At 67.8% G+C, this 18,171-nt stretch carries 13 protein-coding genes and 1 pseudogene; 7 read left to right on the top strand and 7 right to left on the bottom strand.

The features are described from left to right. Positions 1-119: 119 nt before the first annotated feature. The 7 genes and pseudogenes from IE187_RS17400 to IE187_RS17435 all read left to right on the top strand — a co-directional run bounded on the left by IE187_RS17400 (position 120) and on the right by IE187_RS17435 (position 8,905). Positions 120-458 carry a hypothetical protein gene (locus IE187_RS17400; protein ID WP_189677287.1) on the top strand — a complete coding sequence of 113 codons (339 nt, stop codon included), beginning with the start codon at positions 120-122 and terminating at the stop codon, positions 456-458. Between the two features lie 238 nt (positions 459-696). Further along, positions 697-2,472, top strand: a complete 1,776-nt coding sequence (locus IE187_RS17405) for an SLC13 family permease (protein WP_189677288.1) — start codon at positions 697-699, stop codon at positions 2,470-2,472. Positions 2,473-2,540: 68 nt separating this feature from the next. Next, on the top strand, positions 2,541-5,267 hold the full coding sequence (locus IE187_RS17410; protein WP_189677289.1) for a hybrid sensor histidine kinase/response regulator: 2,727 nt from the start codon (positions 2,541-2,543) through the stop codon (positions 5,265-5,267). Then, positions 5,267-5,497 (top strand): BLUF domain-containing protein, encoded by a 231-nt coding sequence (locus IE187_RS17415; protein ID WP_189677290.1) that lies wholly within the window; start codon positions 5,267-5,269, stop codon positions 5,495-5,497. Before IE187_RS17410 ends, IE187_RS17415 begins: the two co-directional genes overlap by 1 nt. A 163-nt stretch (positions 5,498-5,660) precedes the next feature. After that, positions 5,661-7,091, top strand: coding sequence for a phospholipase D-like domain-containing protein (locus IE187_RS17420; RefSeq protein ID WP_189677291.1), 1,431 nt, complete (start codon positions 5,661-5,663; stop codon positions 7,089-7,091). A 152-nt stretch (positions 7,092-7,243) separates the two neighbouring features. After that, positions 7,244-7,661 (top strand): annotated as a pseudogene (locus IE187_RS21415) (MFS transporter); the annotation flags it as partial. Positions 7,662-7,690: 29 nt separating this feature from the next. After that, positions 7,691-8,905 (top strand): SGNH/GDSL hydrolase family protein, encoded by a 1,215-nt coding sequence (locus IE187_RS17435; protein WP_189677294.1) that lies wholly within the window; start codon positions 7,691-7,693, stop codon positions 8,903-8,905. 223 nt (positions 8,906-9,128) lie between these two features. On the opposite strand, the gene IE187_RS17440 is transcribed toward IE187_RS17435, so the two are convergent. The 7 genes from IE187_RS17440 to IE187_RS17470 all read right to left on the bottom strand — a co-directional run bounded on the left by IE187_RS17440 (position 9,129) and on the right by IE187_RS17470 (position 18,069). Beyond that, positions 9,129-10,796, bottom strand: coding sequence for a GGDEF and EAL domain-containing protein (locus IE187_RS17440; RefSeq protein ID WP_189677295.1), 1,668 nt, complete (start codon positions 10,794-10,796; stop codon positions 9,129-9,131). Between the two features lie 209 nt (positions 10,797-11,005). Beyond that, entirely contained in the window at positions 11,006-12,220 is a 1,215-nt protein-coding gene (locus IE187_RS17445; protein WP_189677296.1) for an MFS transporter, read from the bottom strand. Positions 12,221-12,272: 52 nt separating this feature from the next. Beyond that, positions 12,273-13,319 (bottom strand): LacI family DNA-binding transcriptional regulator, encoded by a 1,047-nt coding sequence (locus tag IE187_RS17450; protein ID WP_189677297.1) that lies wholly within the window; start codon positions 13,317-13,319, stop codon positions 12,273-12,275. 5 nt (positions 13,320-13,324) lie between these two features. Further along, positions 13,325-14,803, bottom strand: a complete 1,479-nt coding sequence (locus tag IE187_RS17455; RefSeq protein ID WP_189677298.1) for a tryptophan halogenase family protein — start codon at positions 14,801-14,803, stop codon at positions 13,325-13,327. Next, positions 14,800-15,831 (bottom strand): cupin-like domain-containing protein, encoded by a 1,032-nt coding sequence (locus tag IE187_RS17460; RefSeq protein ID WP_189677299.1) that lies wholly within the window; start codon positions 15,829-15,831, stop codon positions 14,800-14,802. Before IE187_RS17460 ends, IE187_RS17455 begins: the two co-directional genes overlap by 4 nt. Further along, positions 15,824-16,546: a SapC family protein gene (locus tag IE187_RS17465; RefSeq protein ID WP_189677300.1), complete on the bottom strand. Its 723-nt coding sequence runs from the start codon at positions 16,544-16,546 to the stop codon at positions 15,824-15,826. Before IE187_RS17465 ends, IE187_RS17460 begins: the two co-directional genes overlap by 8 nt. Continuing rightward, the gene (locus IE187_RS17470; protein ID WP_189677301.1) at positions 16,546-18,069 is read right to left on the bottom strand and encodes a tryptophan halogenase family protein; all 1,524 of its coding nucleotides are present in this window, start codon (positions 18,067-18,069) and stop codon (positions 16,546-16,548) included. Before IE187_RS17470 ends, IE187_RS17465 begins: the two co-directional genes overlap by 1 nt. Positions 18,070-18,171: the final 102 nt, after the last annotated feature.

Consider the following 18,171-nt stretch of genomic DNA (forward strand, 5'->3'; position numbering starts at 1 on the left):
GACGGACCGCTGATCGCTCCGGACCGAGTATTCGCACTCGGTATCGATCCGGCGCTGGTGTAGGGGAATCGAGCGCGCCGCCCATGACGGGCGGCGCAGGCACGGATCCAGAGAGACGCATGGCTCGCAAGCACTCGAAACACGGCGGTTACGAAGACCCGATGGGCGAGGAAGAAACGGTTGAGGTGGCACAGCCGTGCTGGCTCTGCGGTCGGCCGACCGGCAAGACCATCGTCTGGCACCATCCCGTCCCCAAAAGCCGCGGCGGTCGCGATGTCGTGCCGATGCACCCGATCTGCCAGCAGACGGTGACCGCCAACTTCACCAATTCCGAGCTCGAGCGGCACGGCATGAACGCCGAGGCATTGCTCGCCGAACCTGCGGTGCGCAAGTTCGTCGATTGGGTCGCGAAGAAGGATCCCGATTTCACCGCCGGCACGACGAAGAAGCAGCGCTGACGGGGGATCGTTGCAAGGCGGCCGGACCTGCAGCGCGCGTCCGACCGGACCACCAGCTCGGCGCGCGATGCCGCTGGTACACGGCTAGCCCCTGCGATGGCGCGCCAAATTGCCCGCCTGTCGGTGTTTTGGAAGGCGCCAACGGAGCGGAAGGAACGCGGGCGCGTTCAACCACGATGACCATCGAACACCCATCGGCCACGGCCAAGGCAAACGCGCTGGCCGGGATGCGGCCGCGATGACCTACGCTCAGGGTCTGTCCTTCGCCGTGATCGGCGGCGCGGTGGCGATGTTCGTGTGGGGCCGGTTTCGCTACGATCTCATCGCGCTGGTCGCCTTGCTGATCGGCATCGCGACCGGCGACGTCCCCGTCAAACAGGCGTTCAGCGGGTTCACCAGCGATGTGGTCGTGATCATCGCCTCGGCCCTGATCGTCAGCGCCGCGATCGCGCGCTCGGGCGTGATCGAATGGGCGGTGCGACCGCTGATGGGGCGGCTGCACAGCACCGCGACGCAAGTGCCCGCGCTCGCCGGGACGACCGCCTTGCTGTCGATGCTGACCAAGAATGTCGGTGCGCTGGCGATCATGATGCCGGTCGCGCTGCGGATCGGCCGCAAGACCGAGACTTCGGCATCGTCGCTGTTGATGCCGATGGCGTTCATGTCGCTGCTCGGCGGATTGGTCACGTTGGTCGGCACATCGACCAACATCATCGTCAGCCAGGTGCGGCAGGACACGCTCGGCAAACCCTTCCAGATGTACGATTTCGCGCCGGTCGGGCTCGTGCTGACCGCGCTCGGCTTCGTCTTTGTGAGCTTTGGCTGGCGGCTGCTGCCACGCGACCGCCAGGGACGTGGCGGGCTGGACAGCATCGCCGCCGAAGCCTCTTATGCAACCGAAGCGAAGGTCCCCGAAAGCCTTCCCGAAGGCATCGCTACCGTCGCCGACCTGGGTCTTGCCGATGCTGGGGTAAAGCTGCGCGGGATCGTCGGGAGCGACGGTCGTCCGCATGCGGCTTCCGACGACGCCACGCTGGCGCCGGGCACCAGCCTGGTGCTCGAGGGCGATGACGAAGCGCTCGACCGGCTGTTCGCGCGCGTCCCGCTCGAGCAAGCGCGCGACGTCAAGCAATTGTCGAAGGACGAGCCCAACGAGGAAATGCGCACCGTCGAGGCGGTGATTCAGCCAGGCTCGTCGCTGATCGGCGAGTCCGCCGAACGCGCGCGGCTACAGGACCGGCACGGCGTCCAGTTGCTGGGGGTCGGCCGCAGCGATGCGCGGATCACCGAGCGCTTGCGCGACATTCAGCTTCGCGCGGGCGATGTGTTGGTGCTGCGGGCCGGCGAGAACACCCTGCCCGAGACGATGACCGAGCTCGGGCTGCTCCCGCTGGTCGAACGGATGGTCAAGCTCGGCGACCGGCGCCGGCGCTATGTTCCGGTGATGATCCTCGCCGTGGCGATGGTTCTGGTCGCGCTCAAGATCGTGCCCGTGGTCAGCGCGTTTTTCGGGGCGGCAGTGCTGATGATCGTGGTCGGGGCGCTGTCGACGCGCGAGGCCTATGGCGCGCTCGAGCCCGAAGTGCTGGTGCTGATCGGCGCGTTGACCCCGCTCAGCGAAGCCGTGCAGCATAGCGGCGGTACCGGCCTGATCGCGCATGCGCTGTCGGCGATGTTGCTCGGCATCCCGGCGATGCTCGCGCTCGGCGTCATCATGGTCGCGGCGATGGCCTGCTCGCCTTTTCTGCACAACGCGCCGACGGTCCTGGTGCTCGCGCCGATCGCGGTCGGCGTGGCGAGCGGCCTCCACCTCAACCCCGACCCGTTCCTGATGGCGGTGGCGACCGGCGCCGGCTGCGATTTCCTCACCCCGATCGGGCACCAGTGCAACACGCTGGTGATGGGCCCCGGCGGCTATCGCTTCGGGGATTATTGGAAGCTCGGCCTGCCCTTGTCCGTCCTGGTGATCCTGGTCGGGACGCCGCTGATCGCGTTGGTGTGGCATCTGGGCTAGCGCACGGTACGAACCGCCAAAACCCGCGGATTTGTTGACACATGCCGACCGCGTTGCAAAGGGTTGCCATGCCTAGCCCTCAGAGTCGCACCGTCTCGCTCCCGTCCGAGCTTGAGCAGTTCATCGAGGAGCGCGTCGCGCTCGGCGCTTACGCCACTGCCGACGCGGTCATAAGCGACGCGATCGCGCGGCTGCGCGACGAGCGGTCAGTCGACACGAAGGCAACCGCCCCATGGCTGATCGGCGGCGGAAGCTGCGGTGCGATGATCCGTGAGCGCGACTGGTCGCCGACGCCGCTCGGCAGCCTCGTCAGCTGGCCGGGATCGCTGCGCGCGACGGTCAACAACATCGTCAATTCGCCCGTCGCCAAGGTGCTGATGTGGGGCAGCGAGCACGTCATGCTCTATAATGACGCCTATAGCGTGATCGCGGGCGACAACCATCCGCGCGCGCTCGGCGGCACGGTGCGCGAGATCTGGCCCGAGATCTGGGACTTCAACAAAGCGATGTTGGCGACCGGGTTCCGCGGCGAAGTCCAGTCGCTCCCCGACCAGTCGATGGTGCTCAATCGCTACGGGAAACCCGAAACGGCGGTGTTCGACCTGTTCTACACCCCCGTCTATGACGATCACGGCGCCGTCGGCGGGGTAATGTGTACCGTCCTCGAGAATACCGAGAAGGTCGCGGCGCAACGCCTGCTCGCATGGCGCGAAGCCGAGCTGCGCACCGTCACCGACGCGATGCCGATCCTGATCTCGTATATCGATCGCGACCTGATCTATCGCTTCGCCAACAGCTATTACGAAACCTGGACCGGCCGGCCACGCAGCGAGATCATCGGCCGGTCGATCCGCGAGGTGATGGGCAACAAACTCTACCTCCGGCGTGCGCCGATGATCGCGCGCGCGCTCGCTGGCGAGGATATCACCGTCGACGACGTGATGCCGCATACCGACGGCCCACGGCGCGCGGAGATCCGCTATATCCCGCGCATCGAGGCCGACGGGTCGGTGCCGGGCTTCCACGTGATGGTGTTCGACATCGAGGAGCGCGTCCGCCGGGCCGAGGCGCTCGAGCGCGAGGCCGCGCATCGCGCGCGTGCCGAGGGGCAACTGCGCCACCTCAACGAGACGCTCGAAGCGCGCGTCATCCAGGAAATCGAGGAGCGCCGCCAGACCGAGGCGGTGCTCGCCCAGTCGCAGAAGATGGAGACGATCGGCAAGCTCACCGGCGGCGTGGCGCACGATTTCAACAATCTGCTGCAAGTCGTCTCGGGCAATCTGCAGCTGCTCGCCTTCGACGTCGCAGGCAACGCGCGCGCCGAGAAGCGCGTGACCAATGCGATGGCGGGCGTGTCGCGCGGTGCCAAGCTTGCGGCGCAACTGCTCGCCTTCGGCCGCCGCCAGGCGCTCGAGCCCAAGGTCGTCAATGTCACCCGCTTCGTACGCGGAATGGACGACATGCTGCGCCGCGCGATCGGCGAGGGCATCGAGATCGAGACGATCGTCGGCGGCGGGCTGTGGAACACCTTTGTCGATCCGGCGCAGATCGAGAATGCCTTGCTCAACCTCGCGATCAACGCGCGCGACGCGATGGACGGCCAGGGCAAGCTGACGATCGAGCTCGGCAATGCCAGCCTCGACGATGCATACGCCCGGACGCATGCCGAGGTGACACCCGGCCAATATGTCATGCTCGCGGTCAGCGACACCGGTACCGGGATGTCACCCGACATCATCGACAAGGTGTTCGAGCCGTTCTTCTCGACCAAGAGCGAGGGCAAGGGATCGGGGCTTGGCCTGTCGATGGTTTACGGTCTCGTCAAACAGTCGGGCGGCCACGTGAAGATCTATTCGGAGCTCGGCGAAGGCACGACGATCAAGCTGTATCTTCCGCGCGCGATGGCGTCGGAAGATCTCGAGGTCGCGGCGACTGCGGGGCCGATCGTCGGCGGGACCGAGACCGTGTTGGTGGTCGAGGACGATGACGAAGTCCGCGCAACGGTGGTCGAGATGCTCGGCGAGCTTGGCTATCAAGTGCTCAAGGCGGTCGATGCCAGCAGTGCGCTGAGCGTGATCGAGAGCGGCATTCCGATCGACATGCTGTTCACCGACGTCGTCATGCCTGGCCAGCTGAAGAGCCCCGAGCTCGCGCGCCGTGCGCGCGAGCGGCTGCCCGATCTCGCGGTGCTGTTCACCTCGGGCTATACCGAGAACTCGATCGTCCATGGCGGCAAGCTCGATGCCGGGATCGACTTGCTGTCGAAGCCCTACACGCGCGAGGCGCTCGCCCGGAAATTCGAGCAAATGCTCGCAGGCCAGCGCGCGCGGCGCGGGGTCGCCGAGCCCGGTGCAACCCCGCTGCCGCCCGCCGATCCGGCATCGTCGGCACGACCGATGGTGTTGCTCGTCGAGGACGACGCGATGATCCGCGCCGACACCGCAGCGATGCTCGAGGCAAGCGGCGTCGGCGTCGTCGAGGCGGCGAGCGCCGAGGACGCGGCGATGGCGCTGCAGACCGCCGCGATCGACGTGCTCGTGACCGACGTCAATCTGCCAGGCATGTCGGGGCCCGAGCTCGCATCGCGCGCGCGGACGCTGCGGCCGACGGTCGGGATCGTGTTCGCTACCGGCGATGCCGAAGCCGTGGCGGGGCTCGAGGACGCGCGAACGATCGTGCTCGCCAAGCCGTATGACGCGGATGCTCTCAAACGTGCGGTGCGCGTGGCACTGGGGAGGCCCGAGCTCGTCGCGCTCGACGCCCCCGCTGCAGCGGAGCGCACAACGACGGACTAATGGTTGCGGCGCTCGATTGCCGGCGCGCTGGTCGCGGCCGACCGGCATGGCGCGCAGACCATCGAAGGAACCCCGCGGCGGTCGATACGCTGTTTGCGGAGATCCTGTGCGATCAACGGCACCAGGCCATCACGGTGTTGCGCGTCGCAACGGCGACGTCGTGGCGGTTCGGTGTCTGGTCGCTCGCCGATCAGGGCGATCGCGCGAGATTCATCGTCTGGTCGATCTGATGCAGCGGCTTGCGGCCGCGCCCGACCTTGCCATGCGCTGAGCGGCGCACGCCTCCCGACGAGGGCGCGAGGGCGCGAGGACGCCGCTGACAGCGCCCGACGATACCGCTAGCGAAAGGCGTCCGCCGCGCCGATGTCGGCGCGTGGCGAATGCGGGTGAAGCATGATCGATTTCAAGACGGCGCTCTGGTTGACGCTCGGCGCGCTGCATCTCGCGGTGATCGTGCGTGCGATCCTGCTCGAGGGGCGCGACGCCTATGCGCGCGCGGCGTGGCTGCTGCTGCTGATCGCGTTGCCGGGGATCGGGACGGTGCTCTACCTGCTGTTCGGCGAGCCGTGGATCTCCACCGCGTTCAAGCAGCGCGCCCGCGCGGCGTACACGACGCTGTTGCCCTACGCGCCGTTGGCGCCGACGCCGATACTGTCTCCCGCGATGGAAGGCGCCTTCCGGACGTGCGAAGCGACGAGCCGGTGGCCGGTGGCAACGGGCAATACGGCGCAAGTCGCATCGGGCGCGGATGCGGCGATCACCGCGATCGTCGCCGATATCGATGCCGCGACGCGGACGGTCCATTTGTCCTTCTACATCTGGCTCGGCGACGGCAACGGCACCAAGGTCGTCGACGCCGTATGCCGCGCCGCGCGCCGCGGCGTCGCATGCCGGATCGTCGCCGATGCGATCGGCTCGCGCGCGCTGATCCGCTCGCGACAGTGGACTGCGATGCGCGACGCCGGTGCGCACGTCTACGCGTCGCTGCCCGTCCCGCTCGGGCTTGGCGTGCTTTCCGGGCATCGCACCGACTTGCGCAACCACCGCAAGATCATCGTCGTCGATGGCAGGATCACGTGGTGTGGCAGCCAGAACTGCGCCGACCCGGCCTTCCTCCCAAAGCGCCACTTCGCGCCGTGGGTCGACATCCTGATCCGCTACGAAGGCCCCGTCGCGCGCCAGGCCGAACTGATCTTCGCCTCGGCGTGGATGGCCGAGACCGGCGAGGACATGTGCCCCGTACTCGCAGCCGCCCCGCCTGCGCCGCGCGCCGCCGGCTTCCCGGCGATCGCGGTCGGCACCGGCCCGCTGTCGCCCCATGCGACGATGACCAACATCTTCATCGCGGTGCTCGCGGCGGCGCGCGAGCAAGCGGTGATCACCACCCCGTATTTCGCGCCGGATCCGCCCTTGCTCAACGCGATCATCGCTGCCGCGCGGCGCGGGGTACAGGTCACGATCGTCTTTCCGCAGCGCAACGACAGTCGCATCGTCGGCGCGATCAGCCGCGCCTATTACCCGGTGCTGGCGCGCGCGGGCGTCCATATTCACGAGTTTCGCGGCGGCCTGCTCCATGCCAAGACGCTCGTCGTCGACGAGGCGCTGGGGCTCGTCGGGTCGGCCAACATGGACCGCCGGAGCCTCGACCTCAATTTCGAGAACAACGTGCTGTTCGAATCGCCCGCACTGGCGGCCGAGGTCGGCGCGCAGCAACGCCGCTGGCTCGCCGCTGCGACCGAGATCGATCATGGTGGCGTCGCCCAGCGATCGCTCCCCCGCCGCTTCGTCGACAATCTGCTGACGATGGCCGCGCCGCTGTTCTGACGGCGCCCGAGCAGGAATCATGGCGAGACGACGGCGCCTTCACCCGCTCGAGCCCGACAGTGTCGTCGATCCGCCGGATCCTGACGGTATGCGCCCCGGGGACGATGCGCCGGGAACCCCGCTTCGACGATGCGAAGATTGTGTTCGACGGCGGCGGGTCGCTCTCGTCGCGGCTGTTGCTGCGCGGCTGGCAGACGGGCCGTGCGCGCAAGACCGCGATGTTTGCCTGCGCGATGTTCGCTCAGCCGATCGCGTTGGCCGCGCAGGCGCCCAGTATGTGGGTCGCGGTGCTGTCGATCGGCCTCGCGTGCGCGGCGCATCTGGGTTTTTCGGTCAGCGTCTATGCGCTGCCGGGCGACCTGGTCCCGCGCGGTCGCGCCGTTCGGTGATCGGGCTTGGCGGGCTGTCGGCGGGATGATCATGGCGAAGTTCGCCGGGACCATCCTCGATATGCTCGGCAGCTATCAGCCGATCTTCCTCATCGCCTCGTGCGCGTATATCGTCGCGTTGGGCGTGATCCCCTTGCTCGTTCCGCGCTATACGCCGGTTGCAGCGGAGCGGACCGGGTGACCGCCACTGACCAACCGGGAGACCGCTCGATGCTCATTCGCTCGCTTACGGCGTTGCTCGCGCTGAGCGTGCCCGCGCTCGCCACCGCCGCTCCGGCCTGCACCGCAAGCTGGAGCGCGAGCTGGGCCTCGTCGCAGCGCGATGCCGACCCGGCCGAGACCGGCATCGCCGCCAAGCTGCGCGATGCGACGCTGCGCCAGACGGTCCGGCTCTCGCGCGGCGGCAAGCGCGTGCGGATCCATCTGTCGAACCTCGTCGGGACCGCCCCGCTGACGATCGACTCGGCGCACGTGGCGCTGGCCGAGGCAAGCGGTTCGCCGAGCATCCGCGCCGGCAGCGACCATGCCGTCACGTTCGGCGGCCAATCCCAAATCAGCATACCGGCCGGCGCCGACTACGTTTCCGATCCGATCGCGCTCGACGCTCCCGATCGCGCGACCCTTTCGATCAGCCTCCATCTGCCCGAAGCGCCCTCCGCGGTGACCAGCCACCCGGGCTCACGTACGAGCAGCTACATCGCCGCGGGCAACCATAGCGGCGACACCACGCTCGTCGGCGACCGCGTCGAGCATTGGTATTTCGCATCGGGTGTCGATGTCGCCGGCTGCGGCAGGACGATCGTCGCACTCGGCGATTCGATCACCGACGGGCACGGCGCCACCACCGACCGCGACGATCGCTGGACCGACGTGCTCGCGGCCCGGCTCCCCGCCGGCTCGGGGCTGTCGCTCGTCAACCACGGGATCGGCGGCAATCGCGTGCTGCGCGACGGGCTCGGCCCCAACGCGCTTGCCCGGCTCGACCGCGACGTGCTCGCGCAAGCCGGCGTGCGCTATCTGATCGTGCTCGAGGGGGTCAACGATCTCGGCGTTCTCACGCGCGATCACCCGGTGTCCGCGGCCGAGCATGCCGCACTCGTCGCCGAGCTCGAGCAAGGCTATCGCCAGATCGTCGCGCGCGCGCATGCCCGCGGGATCAAGGTCATTGGCGCGACGATCCTGCCCGATGGCGGATCGGCCTATTATCATCCCGGCACAGCGGGCGAAGCCGATCGCCTCGCCGTGAACGCCTGGATCCGGACGTCGGGCGTGTTCGACGCAGTGGTCGATTTCGACGCGGTGATGCGTGATCCCGCCGATCCCGCCCGGCTGGCGGCGGCATTCGACTCGGGCGATGGACTGCACCCCTCGGCCAAGGGCTATGCCCGGATGGGCCAGGCGATCCCACTCGCGCTGTTTCGCTGAGGCGACGCCGCCTCGCCGCGGGCACCGTGGCGTCGAGCATCTCCGCGACCTTGCGGCCAAGCGCGGTTGCGTCGCGCAGCACGCGGACGAAGCCCACCGCCATCCGGCATCGCTATAGAAACGCGCGCCAAACGACACCGTCGGCAGCGATCCCCACGGTCGGTGCCGTGCGGACTGCGGAGCCTGGGTCCGCTTCTTTCCACCGCGATATCCGCCGGCGAAATCAGTCGCGGTGCAGCCAGCGCCTGTGGCGAGCGCGTTTGGCCTCGTAGAGCGCGGCATCGGCGCGACGCCACGCCGCATTGAAGCGCTCGACCGCAGTTGCGCCATCGTCCGCCTCGTTCGACACCGCCCCTACGCTCGCGCTGATCGATACCGTGACGCCCGCGCTCACCATGGCGTGATTGAGCGCTGTCTCGATCCGTTCGGCGACGGCTGCGACGCGGTCATCGGTCGATTCGGGCAACAGCACTGCGAATTCGTCGCCGCCGAGCCGGACGACATGATCGGTCGGCCGAACCGCATGGCGCAGGCGCTCAGCGACCTCGACCAGCACGGCATCCCCGACCGAATGGCCGAAGCTGTCGTTGATCGACTTGAAGCGATCCAGATCGATCGCCAGCACGCCGAGCGGCAGGCGCAATGCGGGGTCGGCAAGGCATTGGTCGAGGCCCCGCCGATTGAGCAGCCCCGTCAAGGGATCGGTTCCCGCTTCGGCTTCGGCCTTGAGTTGGCGCTCACGGTCTTCCGAGACGTCGATCGTCACGCCGACGATGCGAAGCGGGCTGCCGTCGGGCGCGCGCAGCAAGCGGCGGTCGCACCGCATCCAGCGCGGCCCTGCAATGGTCTGCAACGCATATTCGACCGACGTCTCGTCGATCGTCCCGTCGAGCAACGCCTGGACCGACGCCGCCTCGCGCGTCGGGGGCAGGATTCGCTCGGCGTAATCCGCGAGATCGGAGGAGGCACCCGTATCGCTGCCGGTGACGAAACGCTGGAACGACGGCGACATCTCGAAACGCATGCTTTCGACATCGATATGCCAGAAGCCACCGCGCACCGCTTCCATCGCCAGCATCAGCCGCGCGGTGATCTCCTGCTGCTCGCGTTCGGCCGTGCGGCGTTCCGAAACGTCTTCGATCTGCGCGATGAGCCGCACCGGGACGGCGCCGTCCAGCCCCCGCACCGCGGAGACGGCAAGCGTCGTGTGGACGACCTCGCCATCGCCGCGCAGATAGCGCTTGTCCATGCGATAGCCGGCGCGCCGTCCGGCGACCAACTGGCGGAATTGGCGATCGTCAGCCGCGACGTCATCGGGATGCGTGATCGCACGGAAATCGGTTCCGGTCAGCGCTTCGCTCGACCGGCCCAGCATCGTCGCGAAGGCCTCGTTGACGCGCTCCATCCGCCCATCGACGTTGATGACGACCATCCCGATCGGGGCATGATCGAAGGCATCGTCGAACATGCCTTCGGTCTCGACGATCCGCGCCTCGAGATCTTCACGAACGCTGATGTCGGTAACGAGCGCGACGACGCCAAGCACGCACCCGGCCGGATCGATATCGGGAACGTAGCTGCCTTGTACGCGGCGCGCATTGTTCCCGTCGAACAGCGTATATTCGGCTGTGACCGTCTTGCCCTGAAGCGCTGCCTCGAGCCGCATCTCCACGCTTTGATAGTTCGCCTCGCCGACGATCTCGCGGCACGTCCGGCCGATGATCTGCGCGGGCTTAAGGCCGCGCCACGTCGCATACGTCGCATTGGCGTAGCGATACCGCAGGTCGGGTCCGAAATAGGCGACGAGCCCCGGCAACATATCCAGCAGGCGGGAAGCGGTCGGCAGCAGCGTTTGCGTGGGCCATATCGTATCGAGATCGAACTTGCTCATACCGTTGCATAGAGCCTGTTTCCTTAACTGATCGTACTCGTGCTGGATGCCGACGGCACTTGCCCGCGCGGTGCGCGAGCGACGCCGCGAGCAGCGGGACGATCATCGCAGTTCGGTCCATCGACAAGACCACCGAGTGACGGGTGGGCGTGCGCTACGCCAGGATCACTATTGAACGCTGCCAGCGGCCGGCCGGATCGCGCCGCGCGTCATTTGCGTCCCTTGACCCCGAGCATCGCGATGCCCCCAGCCAGCGACAAGGCGGCAAGCGTCAGCAGCAGCGGAGCGAAGGACTGCGGGGTCGCCAGCCCCCAGGCCAATGCCGGCCCGATCAGCACTGGTGCCGTGTTCGACAGGTTGATCAGCCCCAGATCGCGTCCGCGCCGTCGTGGGTTTGGCAGCAATTGCATGACGAAGCCGATCTGCAGCGTCAGAAAGACCGACCAGCCGATTGAATACAGGCCGAAGCCGATCGCCGCGACGGCCCATCCCTGCGCGCCCGCCATCACCACCAGCCCCGTCGCATCGAGTAGCGCCGCCGCGACGAGGAAGGGCTTGCGGCGTCCGATCCGGTCCGACCAGCGGCCGAGCACGAGCGCGATCGGCAACGGCACGATATTGGCGGCGAGGATCAGCCCGCCGACCTCTACCGGCACGGTGGCGCGCGCGGACGGCGCGACGAATTGCTCCATGAAGAACAGCAGGTAGGCAAACAGCACATTGCCCGCGATCTGGACGAGCAGTCGCGCAATCCAGGCAAGCCCGAGGTCGCGCGACGACGCCGCGACGGTCCGACCGCCGGGCTGCGCGGTCGGTCTGGCGGACGTCGCCAGCAGCGGGATCAGGCACAGCGTCGCGATCACCCCGATCGCCGCGAGGCGAAGCCCCAGTCCCGGCGCGGTCCAGGCGATCAACAGCGGGCCGATGGCCGCGGCAAACGGCTGCGCGGCGCCAAGCAAGCCGCTCATCACGCCCTTCTGCCGATCGAGGCTCTCCTCGGCCAGCAACGCGACGAGCGGCGCGAGCGCGGCGTTGAGCGCCACCTGAAACACCATCACCGCGACGACGAGCATTTCAGGCGTGCGCGCGACCGCGATGCCGGCGTACGAAGCGAGCGTCGCGATCAGCCCCGCCGCGATCCACGGCCGCCGCCCACCGCCGCGTTCGAGCGCGCGGTCGCTCAGCCAGCCGAAGACGATCCCCGACACGCTCGCCATCACCGCCCCGGCGATCAGCGCCGTCGCGAGCACGCCGAACCGCGCGTCCCCCGCGATCTGCTCGACCCGCAGCGGCAGCAGCAGCGTCAGCAGCGGGAGATAGGCAATGACGCATCCGGCATAGCCGAGCGCACCCAGCACCGGAACCAACAGGGTCGATCGCGCGGCGCGGCGAGCGGAGAAGAAGCGGTCCTGATACACGGTCATACGCGCGACGCTTAGGACGTAGCACCCGCCACGGCCAAGCGTTTGAACGCGGTCAGCGGCGCGGTGCGGTCGATTGCCGCAATTCGAGCTTCGCCGACACGATGATCGGCTGCTCGGGTGCCTCGCGTCCCGCAAGCTCGCCGATAATGAGTTCGACCGCGCGCGCGGCCAGATCGGCGATCGGCTGGTCGATCGCGGTGAGCGGCGGATGCGTGAAGCGGACGATCGGGGTGTTGTCGAAGCTGATCAGCGACACATCGTGCGGCACCGCGATCCCGCGCTCGCGGCACAGTTCGAGCGTGGCAAGCGACATCTGATCGTTGCTGGCGATGATTGCGGTCGCCGGCTCGGCCGCGTCGAGCAATGCCGCCGCTGCGGCCCGGCCCGACGCATAGCCGAAATCGCCACGCGCGAGCAGATCGTCGGCGAGCCCCGCCGCCGCCATCGCCGCGCGCCAGCCGTCGATGCGCCACCCGCTCAACGTGTATTCGGAAGGGCCGGCGATGAAGCCGATCCGCTGATGGCCAAGGGCAATCAGGTGCTTCGTCGCCAGCTGTGCCGCGCGCTCGTCATCCATCGTCAGCGCGAAACCCGCGCCTGCGCGCCGCGAGCCGATCCGCGCGAAGCTGATCCGCTGCGCCTCGAGCAAGTCGATGATCAGCGGATTTTCCGAATGCGGCGGCGTCAGGATGACGCCGTCGGGCTGGAGCGCGGCGATCGCCCCCATCAGCTCGCGCGCGATATGGTCGCTATGCGTGTCGACCAGCTCGACGATCATGCGATAGCCGTAGGTCGCGCAGGTCAGCATCCCGCCGAGCAGCATCTGGTCGACCCAGTCGGTTCCCTCCCGCGCGCGCCAGTCGGCAATCGTACGCTCGCGGTCGTTGAGCGCGACGATCAGATACGAGCGCGAACCGCCCATCCGCTGCGCCGCGATCGAGGGGACGTAGCCGAGCCGGTCGATCGCTTCCTGCACCCGCGCGACCATCTCGGGCCGGACGCCGGCCTCCTTGTTGACGACACGGCTGACGGTCTGCAGCGACACCCCTGCATCCGCCGCGACATGCTTGATCGTGACGGCCTGCCGTCTGCGCACCATTCCGCTCAGCCGCCGCAATATTGCGCGACATAGTCGGCATGTGACGGCAACCCGGCGACGGTGCGGGCGACATTCTCGCGCAGTTTGCCCAGAAACCGCGCCAGTTCTTCATCGGGCAATTTGTCGGCGATCGGATGATAGGCGGCAGGCTCAATCCCCTGCCCCAGCATCACTTGCACCCAGCTATTCTCGGCGAACAGTTCCTCGTTGCGACGGAACACACGGCCGGTCTCGCGGAACAAGGCGATCTTCTGTGCCAGGCTCTCGGGCACCTCCATCGCCGCGCATTGCCGCCAGAACGGGGAGTCGCGGCGGTTGGTCGCCTTGTAGTGGAGGATCAGGAAGTCGCGGATCTGCTCCATGTCGGCGAATTGCTGGTCGTTGAATTCGGCCACGTCGCGCGGCGAGATCCCGCCGCCCGGCATCATCCGGATCAGCCGCAGGATCGCGCGCTGGATGAGATGGATGCTGGTCGATTCGAGCGGCTCCATGAACCCGCCCGACAGCCCGATCGCGACGACGTTGCGGTGCCATTGCCGGCGCCGCGCGCCGGTCACGAAGCGGATATTGTTCGGCTCGGTCAGCACCGTGCCCTCGACATTGCCGAGCAGGCGCTCGAGCGCGGCGTCGCGGTCGAGGTAGCGGCTGCAATAGACGATGCCGTTGCCGGTGCGATGCTGCAGCGGAATACGCCACTGCCAGCCCGCATCGTGCGCCATCGCGCGCGTATAGGGAACGGGTGGCCGGACGTTCTCGGTCTGCACCGCGATCGCCGAGTCACACGGCAGAAAGTGGCTCCAGTCGTCATAGCCGGCGTGCAACGCCTGCTCGATCAGCAGCGCGCGAAAGCCGGTACAGTCGAGGAACAGGTCACCCTCGACGACCACGCCAGATTCCAGATGCAGCGCGGCGACGTCGCCGGTCTCGCCATCGAGCGCGACGCGCGCGATCTTGCCTTCGATCCGCCGCGTGCCGTCACCCTCGGCCATCCGTCGCAGGAATTGCGAATAGAGCGAGGAATCGAGCTGATAGGCGTAGTTCATCCGCTCGTCGGGGAGATGCGCGAACTTGCCCTCCATCGCGGCGACCAGCTCGAGGCAATAGGCGTCGTAAGCCGCGTCATGCCCGCGCTCGCGGCCGTTCATCCAGAAATGCTGGAAGCCGGCCGACCAATGGTCCTGCCCGGTCGTCCCGAACGAGTGGAAATACCGGTCGGTCCCGTCCTTCCAGCCATCGAACAGGATGCCGAGCTTGAAGGTCGCCTGCGTCGCGCGCATGAAATCGGCCTCGCCGATGCCGAGCAGCCGATTGTAGGTCACGAGCGGCGGGATCGTCGATTCGCCCACCCCGACCGTCCCGATCGCATCGGATTCGATCAGCGTCACTTCGGCGGTGCGGCCCATCGTCCGCGCGATCGCGGCGGCGGCCATCCAGCCCGCGGTTCCGCCCCCGGCAACGACGATCCGGCGTGGGCTGGCGATCATTGGCTAAGGTTCCTGAGCAGGAAGGCGCGGATGCGATCGGCGCTTTCCGGGGTGAGCGGGGCGAGGATGCTGCGCCCCGCCTCCGGAATATGCGCGGTCACGTCGTCGCCGTTGTCGAACACGTAATAGTCGAACAGGTCGCGCCAATGCTGCTTCTGGTCGGCGGGCAAATCGCGGATCGCGAGCAGCGCATGGTTGAGCGCATCCTGCGGCGAGCCCATCCAGCGCGGCGTCTCGCGCCACCAATAGTTCACCAGCACGTTGAAATCGGCGAGCCCCTCGACGTGATGCCACCACAGCGCGGGGATATAGAGCGCATCGCCCGCTTCGAGTTCGGCGACCTGGGCGTACGCGAGCGCGTCGGGGAAACGCGGGTGCAGCTGCGCGTCGGGCGCATGGAAGTCGACCATGCTGATCGCGCGCCCCGCAGGCGTATTGTCGATCGGCCCGAGATGGAGATTGCGGAACTGCTCGCGCGGGAACAGCGTGAAACGCCGCCGCCCCGCCGCCACGCAAGCCAAATTGTTGGGCAGGTCGTTATGCGCGGCGATCCGCGTCTTTGTGCCGATCCAGATGCTTGCAAGACACGTCCGATCGCCGAGATCGACATGGTTCGCCTCATACAGCCCATCGAAGAACTGGTGCATGTCGATCGAGGCGAGATAGACCGGCGGTGCCCCCGCATTGCCTTCGATCGCGTCGATCCGTCCGAAGATGTCGGGCAGCTTGGCGCGCAGCGTGCGGAAATTCATCGCCATCGCCGCATCGTAGAACAGCCGGCCATCGCCGCCGGGCTCGCCGATCGCGACGGTGAAGCCGGTGTCGCGGTGGTGGCGCAGCAGATAAGCGCGCGCGTCGCGCGACGAGCGGCGCCCCGCCTCGACCAGCGGCCAGTCCTTGACCAGCCCGCGCACGACGAACGGCGCATCGGCCGCGCGCAGCCGCGCGTCGAGCTCGGCCGCGTCGGCGACCTCGACCTCGGGCACGGACGCGAGATCCTTGAAGACGCCGGGAACGGCTTCAGCCACGCAGGTCGCCCCGTCGGCTCTTGCGCTCGACCAGCTCGGCGACGTTGGCGAGCGAGGCGAGCGCCATGAACACTGGCAGCAGATACCCGTCGGCGTGGAGTTCCCCCAGCGCCACGGTGTCGAGCTGCTGCAGCCGTTCCTCGGCGATTCCGTGATAGCCGACCAGCCGGTTGGTGCTGCCGTCGGCGAGCGTGATCTCGAGCGTCAGCGGCTCGAGCAATTCGTGCCGCGCGAGCGCAGCAAAGAAGCCTTCGCTCGCTTGCCAGCCGGCATCGAGCTCGCCGAGCTGCGCGGCGATTGTCTCGAGATACGGCGTCGCCCGGCCGAGATCGTCGAACACGCGTACCCCCTCGCCGCCGGTCGCGACGCGGGGATGGTCGAGGTCGAGATGGATCTGTTTGTCGCCGCCGTCGGTCGCGGGATGCCCGATCAGGAAGGGCTGGATCTCGAGCGCGAGCGGACGGTAGCGGGCTTCCGACCGCTCGCCAGCCAAGAACAGGTTCTCGCCAGGTTCGAAGCCGAACATCGCGAGCGCCTGGAAGCGATCGCGCTGTGGGGTGAGACGAAACAGGATCGGATACTCGTTCTGCACGCGCCGAAACTCGCTCGGCACGATCAGGCACGACATCACCGCGTCGCCAAGCGCGGCACTACGCTCGGAGGTGATGCGGAGCGTTCGGTGATCGTCGCTGGTGAGCAGGACGTGGTTGGCCATCAGTTCATATGCTCCATAGCGATCGGTTGAGATGCCGCCCGGCACGCGTCGAGATACGCGCGGATCGGCGGCAGCGTGGCGACCATGCCGCGCGTGCGCTGGGCGATCGGGCCGAACGACGGTAGCGGACCGCCACGCAGCGGGCCGGGATCGGGGACCCGTGCCCCCATGCCGTACAGGATATACTGATAGCTCGCCGCCGGAAACAGCTCATCGACCATCGGCAGATCGGCGCGCGTCGGCGGCCGGTGCTGCCACAACGCGAGCAGTTCGGCGAGCCGCGGCGGAATTGAAGCCGGATCGCGGTGGTCCTGCCAATACCGCCCTTCGCGTCGGCTGAGCACGTAGTGCAGCTTGAGGAATTCGACGATCCGGTCCCAGCGATAGCGGAACAGCGTGTTGAAGCGCGCCGCCGTCAGCGGCATCGTTTCGCGCGTCGGCCAGTCGTCGAGCAGCGCGTCGAGCGCCAGCTCGATCGTCACGATCGCCGACGCCTCGAGCGGCTCGAGGAACCCCGCCGACAGCCCGATCGCGAGGCAATTGCCGGTCCAGAAGCGGTCGCGGTGGCCCGAGCGGAAGGTCAGCCGGCGCGGCGTGATCGGTTCGGCGCTGCCAAGATACGCGCTCAGCGTTTCCAGCGCCGCGTCGTCGCTCATGTGCGCGGAGGAATAGACGCAGCCGACACCGCGCCTGGTGGGCAAGCCAATGTCCCAGATCCAGCCCGCCGCATGCGCGGTCGCGTCGGTCTGCGCGGCGATCGGGCTGTCGGCGGCGACGGGGACCTGCACCGCCAGCGCGCGATCGTTGAACAGCACGTCGCTGCGGTCGATGAACGGCACGTCGCCCACGAGCAGCGCGGCGTGGCCGGTGCAATCGAGGAACAGATCGCCTGCGACGGCGCCGGTGTCGCGGGTGTTTACGGCGATCACCTCGCCCGTCTCCGTGCGATCGACACCGATCACATGATCGCGCACGTGCCGCACGCCGAGCCGTTCGGTCGCATGCCGCATCAGCAAAGCCGCGAGCTTGCCCGCATCGAGATGATAGCCATAGTTCAGCGCGCCCGCATAATCGGGCATCGATCGCTGGCGTGGCGCGAGGCACTGTCCTGCAACCTGCGATTGCGGCGTGACCACGTCGGCGAACGCGGCACCCGCGGCTTCGGCCTGCCACGCGGCGACGAGCGCGCGCGCGTCGGCTTCCAGGGGCGGCGTGAAGGGATGGAAGTAAACATCGTCCGCCGCGCCGGTCGCCCAGCCGTGGAAGCGCGAGCCATGCTTGAACGAAGCATCGCAGGCGAGCAGGAATTCGGCCTCGCCGATCCCGATCCGCTCGAGCGTCGCGCGCATCGTCGGCCACGTCCCCTCGCCCACCCCGATCGTCGCAACGTCGGGAGATTCGACGAGGGTCACGGTGATCGGATGCGCCGCGGAGGGCCGCGCCGCCGCGGCGATACGACACGCGGCAAGCCAACCGGCGGTACCGCCGCCGACGATGACGACTTTAGAGATGGCCGTATCCAATTGGCCCGTCCTGTTGCGGGGTCCGTACTCGGGCCCGGTTCGCTGACGCTTGTGCCGCGTGGCCCCGGAAAACGCCACCCTCGCATCGCGAGGGTGGCACCG

The organism is Sphingomonas glacialis, assembly GCF_014653575.1.
Taxonomy (GTDB): Bacteria; Pseudomonadota; Alphaproteobacteria; order Sphingomonadales; family Sphingomonadaceae; genus Sphingomonas; species Sphingomonas glacialis.